A 13067-nucleotide genomic window follows, 5' to 3' on the forward strand; every position below is an offset into this window, starting at 1 on the left:
AATAGTCTGAGCACACTTCAACGGTTTTCTCCTCTCTCATCCAAGTCAGTAACTCTTTTTGTTTTTGTGTCAGATTAAGCATGGTATTGACCTCCCTGTGATAGGTGATCAAGTCTGGCATGACTATCAAGCCATTGGTCAAGGTCATCTTTGAGATAACGCACAGCGCGACCAATTTTGATGAAAGGTGGCGCTATCGTGCGATTATGGCGGTGGCCTTCCATTCGTGCTTGACGAAGAAAAGAACGGCTCATGCCAATGTAGTGCGCGGTTTCTTGTTCGGTGAAAGCGCGTTTGATAGGTGTTGTCATAATAAAGCCTCTTGCTGTTCATTGAGGCTTTACCTTAATCACTCAAAACGTTATATAACGCTAGCGATAACGTTTTGTTTATTGTCCATTTAAAGCACGGCGAACTTTGGGCAAAATATTCATACGAAAAGAATCATATTGCATGGCATTATCAGCATCACCACGACCAAACCAAGTAACATGATCGAGGGTCATTTCATCAATAATAGCATCCGTATCAAACACACGTTGAGCGCCGTTTTGATTCACCTCACTGCGAATGAGGTTCCATATCTTATTGGCTTTAGCGTTGGGATTGGATTCTAATACTCGATAAGCAATCTGAGCGATGGGATGTGTTAACACAGGCTGATTAGCCACATGGCATCGTACACTCGCGCCTTTCTCCTGACTCGTGCCATGTTCTGCCATCATGAGTACCTGCTCACCAAACACCGCCACTAAATCACTGACCGCCACCCGTAAATGTGTGGGGTTAATGGTGATAGCTTGGATACTCAAACGCTCTTCATCTTTAGCGGGGTATTTCTCAGCAAACGCCTTTTGTTTTTCAGCCACGCTATCGCTCAGGGTGTCACTAAGCTGGCTAAAGATGGCGTTCATTGTCTCCCCCGCGTGTCCTATTAGACTACTTTGCGTTAATGAGGCGGTCATTTTGCCACTGGCAAGAAAGGCGTGCAACGGTGGGCTTATCGGTTGATTCTGGTAGGCAAAGCCCGCTTGCGTCACTTTGGGGAAAGCCGCTGACACCGTTTGCCACTGATTCACCCATTCGGGTTGTAATATGGTCATACGTTGGCAGGTCTGCGGCTCTAAAGATAGCGCAAACGCTTTGGCGACGGACGCCTCTAACTGAACCATGCCTTGATAATCAAAGATAGCCATGATGGTTTTTCCATCTTGGGCATAGGCTCCGAGCCGTGAGGCGGCAATATTGGCGCATAAGGATAATTTCTCTTGCTCGACCGCTTCCCACACATCCCCTTGGGTTAAGCGGGTTTTCTCGGTGATTTCTTCTAACCGTAAATACTGGCGTTGCATTTGACTCATTCTCTTACTCCTTTGTGAGTCATTCATGGACGGCCATTATTAAAGCATTCCGATGCAAAGAGAAAAACCCTGCACCACCGATTGAGCACAACAAATATGGCCGTTTATGAGGTCAATCAACCTAATAGGTTAGATAAACTTGATAACTGATGGCTTAACAGGCCGTACTCCATGTTAAGTGAAGAGAAAAGAGAGACCAGTTAACCTAGCTTATCGGGCTTTAAGCCTGATAAACACAGGCTTCTCACTCGAACAGTAAGCCAGTAGATAAAGCGGCTTAACCTTGGCTATTGACTGGCTACCCTAGCCAGCTTGAAGGCGGATAATATCAAGTTTAAAACCTATAAGGCTTAACCAATCAAATTAACCGCAGCGGCTTTATGCTCTGGTGCTAAGTGAGCATAACGCAGTGTCATTTTTAAATCCGCATGACCGAGTAATTCTCTCACCGTGTTTAAATCAACCCCCGCCATCACCAGTTTACTGGCAAAATGATGCCGTAAGTCATGAAAGCGGAATTGCTCAATCTTGGCTTCTTTCAGTAGATTGCGCCATTGATAACTAAAAAAGCTCACTGGTTGGCCGCGATGAACAAACACAACATCAGCGTTTGGGTTTTGTACTCGCCAAGCTTCTAATAGGTGAAATACCGTGTCGTTTAAAGGCACCGCTCGCCTCTTCTTGGATTTGGCATTTTCAGAACGAATGGTTAAATAACGGTTAGGTAAAGAGATATGCTCCCAACGCAGCGTTAATAGCTCACCTCGACGTAATCCCGTATTCATCGCCATCACAATAAGCGGCTCTAAATAGTCGACATATCGGCCAGCGTGAGCCGTGGCCGCTTGATGGCCTCGAACGGGTTGTGATTCACGCAATTGTGCATCACGGCTTGATAGTGCCGCTAATAGCGTTTTTTCCTCTTCCTTGGATAAGTAACGAATGCGGGTATTATCTTGATGAATCACTTTCACCTTGGCAAGATTGTGCGAGTCAATAAATTCCCACTCTACTGCACGATTAAACGCCGCCCTTAATCGGTTCACCGCATAAGTGATGGTGGCAGGAGCACGGCCTAATTTGCGACGCTCTGAAATCCATTGCTGAATATCCCATGCGGTGATGTCATCCAGTGGCTTATGAGCTAAATGCTTAAACGAGTTAGCAATACATAAATAGGCTTTGCGGGCACTGTTAGGGTTCATCGCCACAAGGTACGCTTTGTAATGCTCTTCTAAATAACGGCCAAGGGTTAAGCTTTTGCGCATTTCCCGCTTTTTGGCTTCATGGCGTGAGGCTTGAACGTCTTCCCCTTTTGCCACTAATCCCGCTTTCTCTTTGGCTATGTCTCGCGCTTGCGCTGGCGTCAATGCCTCAGCAGAGCCAATCAAGTAATTTCGCTGCTTACCCTTCAGTCGATAGTAGAAATAGTATTTGATAGCACCTTTAGGTGAGATACGGGCATGAAAGCCGCTGATTTCCGTATCGTTCAGCCGCTCCTGTTCAACGGTGAGATTCTTGATAGAGGTCGCGGTGATTTTTTGCTTGATAGCCATGAGTTGCATCCTGCCGTGTAGCCAATATGTAGCAAAAATATTGTATATCAACGTGCAGGAATGAACAACCAAGAACAAAAAAACCAATCATAACCAATTGAATTAAAACACATTAAAAGACAATCTTGTTTATGCTTGTTCACTGTGAAATATTTAAAATACCCAGCATTAAGGGGCAAGCAACGCTAACAACCGAACTTAAACTAACCAGCCGTAACCTCAAATGCTCACCCAAACCAAAAGTGCCACGCGTTGATTGTCCCTCTTAAATGCTTTGTTATGTAACTTTGCTAACTATTTCAAAGCATTACAAAGAAAAACATTGCCAAATATCGTTTAACTTACATGAAAAGTTAGCAGTAACCCAGTAGAATTTGCGTGACAACGACGAAACTGCGAGCCCTAGTTCAAAGAAAAAAATAACAGCCACCAAACTTATCGCAAACTCACTTAACCATTGAGAAAAGACTGAAAACTCGAAGAACAAGAAGACGGAAACGAAACCAACATGAATAAGACTGACTTTACAAACTTTATAAATAACCAATTAAAACACTAAGTTAAAACCATAAACATGTGAAGTAGAAGCCAACTTAAAAAAGCAAAAGCATAAAAATATTTTTAATTTTCAATATATTGCGGTCTTTTTCTTTACGGTTACATAACGCTGCATTAAGGGGCAAGTAACGCAAAACGCTGCACTTAAACTAAACAGCCGTCACCTCAAATGCTCACCCGAACCAAAAATACCACGCGTTGATTGTCCCTCTTAAATGCCTTGTTAACTGGCCAATCCCAAATGCCAAAGTTACCAATATTTCTAAGCTGCCTATGCGGCAGTGAACATCAAAAAAACGAGGTCACGTTCCCAGTTCCCTTTCTAAGCTGCCTATGCGGCAGTGAACTACGATGCCGTCCAAGAGGGAATCTTGATGTTTTTCTAAGCTGCCTATGCGGCAGTGAACGCCGCGCTTCATGTAACGCATTGACTAATCTATTTCTAAGCTGCCTATGCGGCAGTGAACCGGCGCGAAAAAAGTTTCGAGAGGGCTTAAACTTTCTAAGCTGCCTATGCGGCAGTGAACTTGTTGCTAATCGCATAAGGCGCTTGCATTCCTTTCTAAGCTGCCTATGCGGCAGTGAACTCTACTGAGTGAGTGACGACTTCTTCGGTAATTTTCTAAGCTGCCTATGCGGCAGTGAACTATTCACTCATGCTGGCTTCGTTGCCCAAGACTTTCTAAGCTGCCTATGCGGCAGTGAACATCGAGTGGCGAATTTATCGCTATTGCCGAGCTTTCTAAGCTGCCTATGCGGCAGTGAACAAGGCATTGCGGAGTATTTGCTTGTGCCGAGCTTTCTAAGCTGCCTATGCGGCAGTGAACAAGGCATTGCGGAGTATTTGCTTGTTGGTGAGTTTCTAAGCTGCCTATGCGGCAGTGAACAAAGCCATAATTAAAACCACCCTTCTTTTTTATTTTCTAAGCTGCCTATGCGGCAGTGAACGTGACGTTCAAAATAAACCGGACGTTTTTTAGTTTCTAAGCTGCCTATGCGGCAGTGAACTCACCACGGTAATCACTATCAATCACACCAATTTTCTAAGCTGCCTATGCGGCAGTGAACAAGCAATATCAACACGAGTAATTTTAACCGAATTTCTAAGCTGCCTATGCGGCAGTGAACATACTAAATATGGTCAAACTATTGCCCTTGCTTTTCTAAGCTGCCTATGCGGCAGTGAACGATATGGGTTATCACGCGAGCTTGGCGAATCGTTTCTAAGCTGCCTATGCGGCAGTGAACAAAATGGTAGCGGCTCCGCTTCGTTTGCTTTTTTTCTAAGCTGCCTATGCGGCAGTGAACCAGAAGTTGTTGCTCCGCACTTGCGCGGTGGATTTCTAAGCTGCCTATGCGGCAGTGAACTATGAAACTTTAGCAGTAACCTATTGTTAATAATGGTAATTACATCAAATTTCTCAAAATAACCTTTTATTTTTCACTCGATTTATTATTAATAAAAATCAATAACTTAAAATTCAACGAAAAAAGATGGGTAATTTCATTGCCAGTTAACGCCCGCTTAAGGGGCCAACGCAGACAACACTTTATTTTTATATATCAATATATTACAAACAAACACCACAGCAACAAACTATATTGATATAGCAAATGTGTAGCTCATAAACAACCGTAAAAATCCCCAAATCAGCAGTCGTTAGGATTCACCAACAACCCGCACCGATAAGCATCATCCCAAAAGCTTCGCCACCGAAAGTCTGCTTGCCAACATTATTTTAGGCAAATATCAGTATACACTTCCGCTGTATCGTCAGGAAACCTTGTTCATCCAGTCAGGTAAAATGCGAGTGTTGACAAGGAACTCGATTTAGATTTGTCGATAAGCATTTGCCATTCTTGGTTGGTGCGTCGTTTTGTCATTTTAGGTCTCCTTTTAGTTGGAGACCTGATCTTAATGTTCGTACTCAGCGATTAGAATACGGGGTCTATGATGCGCTTACAGTGAAATTGACCAAACTAATAGTTTCATAAAATTACTATTTTACTTCAGTTTTAAGCTTTTTCTCATCCTAATCTATAGGTCGTACATCAACTTGGTGTTATACAGAAACACAATAACTGTAGGTACTGTAAGTATGCAAAGGAACAATAATGAAAAAGGTTATATTAAGTAAAAGCCCAATACAGTCAATACCTGCCCGCCCTAGTAATCCAACACCGCTGGAGCTTGCAATAAACCGATTTCAAAGAGAGGCGGTAAGAGTAAGGCAAAATCTACAGCAAGAACCAAAACCAGATGGTATGGCACTGAAGAAAATTAAAGAAGATCTTGCTTTTCTTGATAGAGAACTTATTCGTATATCGACACAAAGCTCCTTACAATCAAATTTGTCAGAATATAGAGAAAGCAATAAGCAAAAAAAGTCACATGAATTGGTAAAAGAGCCGCACCATCCTACCAAACAACTGGCAAGTCACCTTTATGCAGTTGCAGAACCTCAGCCGAGTAAAAACCACCAAGCACATCATATTGTTATGGGTAAAGGTAATGCCCGTATGATGAGGACCCGATTACAAATGCATCTTTATGGAATTGGTATTAATGATCCGGTGAATGGCGTTTGGCTTCCTCGTTCAACTGCATTTGAAGGGCACTTCACAACGCCCAAAGCGCCGCCGCATTCTCGTATTCATAGTCACAACTATCAGACATGGATTTCTGATAGTCTTGTAAATATAAGAAAGAGTGAGACACAGTTTGTAAATAAACTTCGAATCATTAAACTGGATATCAAAAACGGCACTCATCCGACCAAAATTTTGGAAAAGAAAGACATAAACTGGAGCCCTAGCAAATGAGTATTTACCAATTAAAGCCTGATTTCGAGCGGTTCAAAACATTCGAACTGGATGTTGTAACACTTGCAGAGCAGCTTGGTAATGTTGAGCTGATAGATACTTTAATGGAAGCTCCTGCTACCTCCGAAAGCTTGAAAACTATCTGGAATGATGGTGTGTCCTTTGATTTTTACGGTGATAGTGCTCAAAAAAATGAGCCTGATATTACTACGTGGGATGTCTCTTTTCTGGTTATGAATAAGCAAGCGTATGAGGTTGTGCGTTCTGAGCTAGAAAAAGTTGGAGAGTTCTTGCCTATCGAAATTGGTAACAAGCCATTTTTTGTTTTTCACTGCTTGTCTTTTGGATTAGAGGATACTGGCCTTACTGAAATGGAATATCAGGGCGGGTATCCAATTGGCCTAAAATCCCTTGCCTTTGTTGAGCCAGATATCCGTTTTAAAGCGGTTTTTAAATCGAAGCTACAAGGAGCCGGAAAGCTATTCGCCACAGAGCGTTTGAAGAAGTTATGTGATGAAAATCGCTTACAAGGGCTCCGCTTTGATACTGATTTGGTTGATCCTTTTTAAGTCTCATTAATGATTGTGTGGTGAATGTCGACTAGTATTAAAGTAAATGTAACTTAAAAGTTAGAAAACCCTTATAGTAAAAGGGCTAAGCGCAGCGATACTCTAACTTTTCTGCATTTTAATTGATAGCGCATTGCTCTTTGAGTGAAATTTTGATTATTCAGTGATTTCGTCCCTTTGTCATTCGTCCCTTCCTAAATCACTTCTGGACATAAATGAGTCAGTGATTTTTCTAATTTAGCAAGCAATGAATTACTTTAGGTATAGTCAGCAAAAGTCTGGATTAGTGCATCCATTCTATAAGCGGATGATGACGTTTTCTGGCCTGCCTAGTTGTGAATAGTTCATAGTTTCTACAAACCCGATTTCATCAATCGCGTCTTCAACCTCTTTTCTGGTTTTTCCAGTTTCAAATGTTAGCTTATCAACAATAACATAGAACCAATCGGGTCTTCCCATATTGATCACTTTATTTGCCTCGAAATGAACTTGTTCATATTGTTTTCTATCTAGCCAGCCATAAATATCTCTAAGTTCAGTCAGTACATCAGTACAAAAAGACATTCTAAAGAAACTACTTAGAAATTTTCGCCAAGTCAGATAATCAACACCTAAACTCTTCAACGCAGAAAGGTATCCAGAAAGGCGATATATAATTCTTCCTACGAATACAGAGGATTTAACAGCATCCACTGGCAATAACGTCCCCAAAACCGTGATAGCGCCATGTCTTAACAAACCATTAGCAACTGAAGCGTGCGAACCACCAATAGCTGATGTTAAGCAGGCACTGAGAATAACAATTGGTGGTATTTTGCCATTGCAAGGTAAATTCCAAACGTCAACCCTATCATTGCCAATACATAACCACCCGTGTTCATCACTTCCTCCGTGATTACCATGGCAATCAAAGATCAAAATTGGCGTATCAACTTTGTTTAACGCTTCGATCAATTCTTGCTCATTTTCTACATCTACTATTTTTATAGTTACTTTATTATCAATTTGAGCAAAATGTTTAAGTCCATGTTCTAGAGTATGTTTTAATGGATCTGTTTCTCTAAATGATCGAAAGACTGTAATACGTAAAAGCTCATCATGCTTAAACGTAAAATTTGAAAAGTTAGTCGATATTTTTAGTAATTGATTACCCGGAGTTGTATGGATTTTTGATACCTCATGAGTAAACATCAACGGTACTTTATTGAAAATTACCCATTCAAGAGGAGTGTCAGTGCACAATGTAATTGACTCACTATCAGATATGAAGTTTATGAGTTTATCGCCTATTTCCTCTTTCATACTATTAGTCAGGTTTCTTATCTTTTTCTGAAAGTTAACTTTTGCTTTCTTGTCATCGATATTACTCAAACTCTCAATATCTCTAAGCATTCCGTTATGAAAGTTAATTGCATTTGGAACTCGAACAGCAGGACACATGTTCGCTATTGCAAGACTATTCATTGCCAATGTTGTATATGCAAGTTCAAATTGCCTTGTACCCATAATTGCTTGAAAGGCTTTATTATCAAGTACCTTACTCATATCTTTGATCATGGATTTATCCAAATCCATTCCAGAATACGATGGATTTTTAAATACTCCATTCATAATGAATGATTTAGCACTTTTATTCTTTAACTCTCTATTAATCTGGTTCCAGAAATGATCTTTAAAATTGTATAAATGAGTAAATATACTTGGCGAATAAACTATCAAGTCCGATTTTGAGTCATCCCTTCTATAATTCAATATACTTTGTAGGTTCCTGCTAGAATCAATTATTGCATTGATAAAAACATTCTTATCACCGGAACCTCGAAGGGTATTAACATATTCAAAATCAAAACCAACGCTCATAAGAACTAATTCATTAGGGTGGGTTACAGAGTGCGTGCGAGTCGGTGTTTTAAGTATATTTGCTTGTTTTTCTCTTGGCTGCCTATTATCTATGTATTTAGAAAACTCCCTAGGGAGGTCTCCATTATTTAAAGCTTCATTCGTTCTTTTAATTATAAAGTCATCAAGCATGAACATATTGAACCTACTTATATCTAAGTCTACTTCAGGTTCAACACCAATAATCAAAGGGGAATATTTTAATTGTAAATCCAATGTTTTTACAAACTTCAGTTCATCTCCGATACATGTAATACATACAAATGGGTGATTTAGAAAGAATGGTAACGTCTCAACTAATGATCTAATATTCAACAAGAATAGATTTGGATAACCAAATTCGCATCTGTATTCAATCAATTCTTGCTGTGACATGAAAACTTCTGTCGCATTAATAGGATAAGACAGAACCTTAGTCATTGTCTGATAATAATCATCAGAGAAAACGTCAACTAGAAAGCCTTGAAATGGAGAGTTCATAGTCCCATCATCTTGATCGGGCATTACGAAAATATTGATGATCGAGCTATTGCCAAGATTAAATCTCATATCGCACCAACTAATAGTTCCTTTTTAGACAATTACACATAATTATACCATCCGATGCAATGAATCAATTTGAATAAAGTCTTGTTCTATTGTAAACATCTTCCTATCTGGCGAAAATTCCTGTTCAGAGTACGTGAATCTCCTTACGATAAGTAAAGTAAAACAATGGGGTCAGGTCTTACCTTTCGCCTTCGATTAGTTAAAGTATTACAAAACCAATTCATGGAGACTTGTGTTAGTAACGGTGCTAACACGAAAAGGGGCAAATGCAAGTTAGCCTAATGCAACCCCATAGGCCCATAATAAAGGTTATCAAAAAAATCGGTCAAGCATTCATATGCAAACTTGTTAATCTAACCGCTCAGTGACTCAAAACATATCCTTTCCGGTTCGTCTCCTCCCTATCCCGTACACTTATTCACAGAACTCCAAGAGGAGATTTTTAAAATTCATTTTCGCTACTTGCTATTGATTTTTCTCTAATCAAATTACTGCAAGCTATATTATCTTTAGTGTAGTACAACTTACTATAAATCAACCATTGGTAGGATACTTCCTCACAAATACTATACCGCTTACTCTTCAGATAATTATCAACAGTGTAGTGAGCTACCTGAGGATAGATAACCATTAACAATAAACTTACTACTATAGAACGCAAAAAAAATGAATGCTGTTTTTCCGTTAATTTTAACTTCAGTATGCCTTGCATTAAGCCACCAACCGTTATAACAAGAAGCCCAAGCCCACAACCTAATGTGTACATAGCTCCCTTATCAAAACCTATCACTTGGCTTTCAGCACGTAACGTTGATATAAGGTTAACTGAACTTACAGAAAACCAAGAAAAAGCCCCAAATGTTAGAAGCATAAAAAAGGCTAAACTCAGAAGACGGACTAACAGTGAAGCCTGTGGTTGATCGTTCATTATTGAAACCTCGGCTTCGCGGAAAAGAATTTATCCATAGTATGTTTTGCTGTATTTATTAAAATCCCCTTAGCCGAATCTACAGCATAATCGAATACAGAGTCCGCAAAAGTACCTATTTTTTTATAAAATGCACCTTTAGTTTTTTCAGCACGACGACTTACATTTTGGCTAATCTCATCTAATCCAGCAATAATACTTTGAGTAATGCCATAATGTTCATCTAAAAAACTCAACGCTACTGACGTTAAAACACCGACAAAAACAACTGCTGCAATTGGCCCGATTGCTACGGTAAAACCAAGTGCAACAAAACCAGAAGCAGCAGCTATAGATGCTCCTGTTGTTATACCTATCTTAACCACATCTGTAGCCAACGAGCCAACAAGCTGGGTAAGCGTAGCGTTATCTGTGAGAAAATAATCAACGACTCGATAGCTAGAAAGTAATACTATTGATAGAATCCCTCCGGATTTTGCTGCATGAATAGCCCCTGCCTTACCCAACCCAATCGTAATAACTTTAGGATTATTAATGCCATACTTTGTCCCAGTTAAAAAATACCTCAATCTAGGATTACCTTTTAGAATTATGTGTGGCTTTCCACCATAACTTTTAACATAAGCCTTGGTTGTAACCCCACCAAGATCACCAATAAGTTTACTTAGCGTTCTTAAATCATCGGCTGAAGCATAATAACCAACTCCAATCTCTGCTTTACCTTTCAATTGCTGCCATGAATTCTTAATATGTGGCAGGTTCCCTTTCGGAGAGGAGCGCACAATTGCGTCCATTTCTTCCATGGAAACTATAAAAATTTCATGCTGATTAGCTTCGATCATATGTTTTAGTTGCTTCTTTTCCTGAACTGAAAGCATATCCATTGGGTCCTTAAGTCTTATTTATTATGCTAATTAGGCATTAATACTTTACCTTTCACCACTATATGCAACAAAAACATATGCAATAAAAATAAATATTGGGAGCATTATCACTAATAGTGACATAATCTTGTACTAGGAATCGTAGTTACTAAAGCTTCAAGCCGCCACTGAAACACTCGCGTGATAAACTCACGCCCTGCACTCACTACCCCTTTTAACGCTTTCACTCGCTCATTCTCACAATACTGGCTCGTTTTCACCACTCCGGTACTCGTCTCCACCGACAACTCATAGTAGGGCTTAAACACTTGCTCTTTGCGCGTACTGAATACGCCACCCATTTGCGCGGTAAAGGTTTTCCAATCGCCCTTATCCGCTGCCTCAACGATGGACTGTTGCCGTTCATTCAAACCCAGCAACGTTTTTAAACGTCTTAGCTCACGCCATACCGTCACTGAGCAGCCGCCTAGCTGTTGAAACTGACGAATACCCCAGCAAGCCGCCCACGCATCCACTCGCGCTGCCGCCTCTAGTGGATCTTCACCGTACACCCCTGAATCTAGATGGTTACCGTCAATGTTCTTTGAGATGTATTTCGCAATGTAACCCGTAGCACTGCCTTTACTGGGGTCTATTTTTACTTCGGTAAAACGGTGTGCTTGTGCACCTTGCTCATCACCGTCTTCTTTTAATGCGTAGTCTCGCATGATAGCCACCATCGCTTGATAGTGCTCAGGCTCGACAAACAGCAATAAATGCCAATGTGGGGTGCCATCGTGTTGCGGCTCTGCTACACGAAAACCATAAAAACGAATACCTAGTCGATTCAGTTTGGAGCGGATGAATTGCCACAGAGCGTTTAGGTAGTGTTGCCCGTCTAGCGGGGTGTAGCCTGCCCATTTAGGGTTCACCTGACCGGATTGTGAATAGCTACGATGATACTTTGATGGACAGGTAAACGTGATGAACGTTGCTACATGGCCAAGCTCGTTGGCCATATCTTCAAACCCTCGCGCTCTCACCATGAGTTCCCCTTTACGTATTTTCGGATCGGCGACGCCTTTTTGTGATAATTCCAATAGGGAAAAGCGATCACCTTGTTCATTCACTGCAAAGGTATTTTCAAGATAAGCCTGTTGATAGGCTTTTTGTTGACGACGCGCTTGCAGCGTGAGGGGGGAACAATACAAGCTTTTCTTTTTATTCACTTGGTTAAGATGGTGCTGAACCACTTCTATGTTACGACGTAACGCCTTCCTTAACTGACGTAGCCACCATTGATGATCGCTATATCGGCTCAATTCCCCGTTTAAGCTATAAGCACCATCACGGCAAACCGTTACGCCATGCGATTGCACAAAATGGTGTACAGTAGAGAGCGCTTCCTCATCGTTAAGGTAGTAGCGTCTCATCGCTAAAGTGGCTTTGGCGTATTCCTTGGCTTTTTGTCTTAATTCGTCTTCCGATAAATTCAACGCTAATTGATCTAAAGGTATAGACAGCTTCTCAGCCAGTTGGTCAGTCGTTAAACGCAAATACGTGTTACGCTCAAACTTGGTTGGCTGATTTTGATATTCTTTAAACAATAGCCATTGTATGGACAGCGGAAAGCAAGAAAGCCTTTGTCTCACAAAGGCTTGGTCATCACGTTCGAGCAGGTTGTAATCAATCTCTTTCATGCCAACGCTTCCCCTTTTTCGGTCAGCGTGAACACATCCCAGCGAAGGCCGTAGTGCAGCTTGGCTTGATAAGTGATCAGTCCCTCTTGATAGAGCTTGTTGATGGTTGACCTAAACACTCGGATAGGTAAGCGGGATTTTCCCACCGCCTCGCCATTTTTGGTGCAATAGTCTGAGCACACTTCAACGGTTTTCTCCTCTCTCATCCAAGTCAGTAACTCTTTTTGTTTTTGTGTCAGATTAAGCATGGTATTGACCTCC

Annotated in this window: 10 protein-coding genes, 1 pseudogene and 1 CRISPR repeat array; of the genes and pseudogenes, 3 read left to right on the forward strand and 8 right to left on the reverse strand. The window is 40.9% G+C overall.

Features of this window, described 5'->3' with window-relative positions:
• Nucleotides 1-74: 74 nt before the first annotated feature.
• From B5D54_RS16135 to B5D54_RS16145, 3 genes are all read right to left on the reverse strand, one after another.
• Nucleotides 75-311, reverse strand: a complete 237-nt coding sequence (locus B5D54_RS16135; RefSeq protein ID WP_078927575.1) for a helix-turn-helix transcriptional regulator — start codon at nucleotides 309-311, stop codon at nucleotides 75-77.
• Between the two features lie 78 nt (nucleotides 312-389).
• Nucleotides 390-1361, reverse strand: a complete 972-nt coding sequence (locus B5D54_RS16140; RefSeq protein WP_078927577.1) for a hypothetical protein — start codon at nucleotides 1359-1361, stop codon at nucleotides 390-392.
• A gap of 350 nt (nucleotides 1362-1711) precedes the next feature.
• Nucleotides 1712-2917 (reverse strand): site-specific integrase, encoded by a 1206-nt coding sequence (locus B5D54_RS16145; RefSeq protein WP_078927578.1) that lies wholly within the window; start codon nucleotides 2915-2917, stop codon nucleotides 1712-1714.
• Between the two features lie 817 nt (nucleotides 2918-3734).
• Nucleotides 3735-4843: a CRISPR direct-repeat array (repeat unit 28 nt; unit sequence TTTCTAAGCTGCCTATGCGGCAGTGAAC).
• A gap of 297 nt (nucleotides 4844-5140) precedes the next feature.
• On the opposite strand from B5D54_RS16145, the pseudogene B5D54_RS17005 reads away from it, so the two are divergent.
• The 3 genes and pseudogenes from B5D54_RS17005 to B5D54_RS16155 all read left to right on the forward strand — a co-directional run.
• Nucleotides 5141-5277, forward strand: a pseudogene (locus tag B5D54_RS17005) (IS66 family transposase); the annotation flags it as partial.
• A gap of 313 nt (nucleotides 5278-5590) precedes the next feature.
• A complete protein-coding gene (locus B5D54_RS16150) occupies nucleotides 5591-6298 on the forward strand; it encodes an AHH domain-containing protein (protein WP_078927571.1) in 708 nt (235 codons plus the stop codon).
• Nucleotides 6295-6867, forward strand: coding sequence for a hypothetical protein (locus B5D54_RS16155; protein ID WP_078927570.1), 573 nt, complete (start codon nucleotides 6295-6297; stop codon nucleotides 6865-6867). Before B5D54_RS16150 ends, B5D54_RS16155 begins: the two co-directional genes overlap by 4 nt.
• 297 nt (nucleotides 6868-7164) lie before the next feature.
• Here the strand turns inward: B5D54_RS16155 and B5D54_RS16160 are convergent, their stop codons facing one another.
• The 5 genes from B5D54_RS16160 to B5D54_RS16180 all read right to left on the reverse strand — a co-directional run.
• Nucleotides 7165-9315 carry a hypothetical protein gene (locus B5D54_RS16160; protein ID WP_078927569.1) on the reverse strand — a complete coding sequence of 717 codons (2151 nt, stop codon included), beginning with the start codon at nucleotides 9313-9315 and terminating at the stop codon, nucleotides 7165-7167.
• Between the two features lie 442 nt (nucleotides 9316-9757).
• Nucleotides 9758-10243 (reverse strand): DUF1240 domain-containing protein, encoded by a 486-nt coding sequence (locus tag B5D54_RS16165; RefSeq protein ID WP_078927568.1) that lies wholly within the window; start codon nucleotides 10241-10243, stop codon nucleotides 9758-9760.
• The gene (locus B5D54_RS16170; RefSeq protein ID WP_199251533.1) at nucleotides 10243-11127 is read right to left on the reverse strand and encodes a hypothetical protein; all 885 of its coding nucleotides are present in this window, start codon (nucleotides 11125-11127) and stop codon (nucleotides 10243-10245) included. The genes B5D54_RS16165 and B5D54_RS16170 overlap by 1 nt, the downstream gene beginning before the upstream one ends.
• A 110-nt stretch (nucleotides 11128-11237) precedes the next feature.
• Nucleotides 11238-12806, reverse strand: a complete 1569-nt coding sequence (locus B5D54_RS16175; protein WP_078927579.1) for a replication endonuclease — start codon at nucleotides 12804-12806, stop codon at nucleotides 11238-11240.
• Nucleotides 12803-13067, reverse strand: a 265-nt coding sequence (locus B5D54_RS16180; protein WP_254847076.1) for a hypothetical protein, incomplete at its 5' end; no start/stop codon positions are given. The genes B5D54_RS16175 and B5D54_RS16180, both read right to left, overlap by 4 nt.

The sequence above is a fragment of the Vibrio cincinnatiensis DSM 19608 genome (assembly GCF_900167345.1).
Taxonomy (GTDB): domain Bacteria; phylum Pseudomonadota; class Gammaproteobacteria; order Enterobacterales; family Vibrionaceae; genus Vibrio; species Vibrio cincinnatiensis.

Excerpts from the sequence above, each read along its gene's own strand:
- B5D54_RS16160 (WP_078927569.1), bottom strand. The coding sequence starts at position 9,315 with ATGAGATTTAATCTTGGCAATAGCTCGATCATCAATATTTTCGTAATG.
- B5D54_RS16135 (WP_078927575.1), bottom strand. The coding sequence starts at position 311 with ATGACAACACCTATCAAACGCGCTTTCACCGAACAAGAAACCGCGCAC.
- B5D54_RS16165 (WP_078927568.1), bottom strand. The coding sequence starts at position 10,243 with ATGAACGATCAACCACAGGCTTCACTGTTAGTCCGTCTTCTGAGTTTA.
- B5D54_RS16175 (WP_078927579.1), bottom strand. The coding sequence starts at position 12,806 with ATGAAAGAGATTGATTACAACCTGCTCGAACGTGATGACCAAGCCTTT.
- B5D54_RS16145 (WP_078927578.1), bottom strand. The coding sequence starts at position 2,917 with ATGGCTATCAAGCAAAAAATCACCGCGACCTCTATCAAGAATCTCACC.
- B5D54_RS16155 (WP_078927570.1), top strand. The coding sequence starts at position 6,295 with ATGAGTATTTACCAATTAAAGCCTGATTTCGAGCGGTTCAAAACATTC.
- B5D54_RS16140 (WP_078927577.1), bottom strand. The coding sequence starts at position 1,361 with ATGAGTCAAATGCAACGCCAGTATTTACGGTTAGAAGAAATCACCGAG.
- B5D54_RS16170 (WP_199251533.1), bottom strand. The coding sequence starts at position 11,127 with ATGGATATGCTTTCAGTTCAGGAAAAGAAGCAACTAAAACATATGATC.
- B5D54_RS16150 (WP_078927571.1), top strand. The coding sequence starts at position 5,591 with ATGAAAAAGGTTATATTAAGTAAAAGCCCAATACAGTCAATACCTGCC.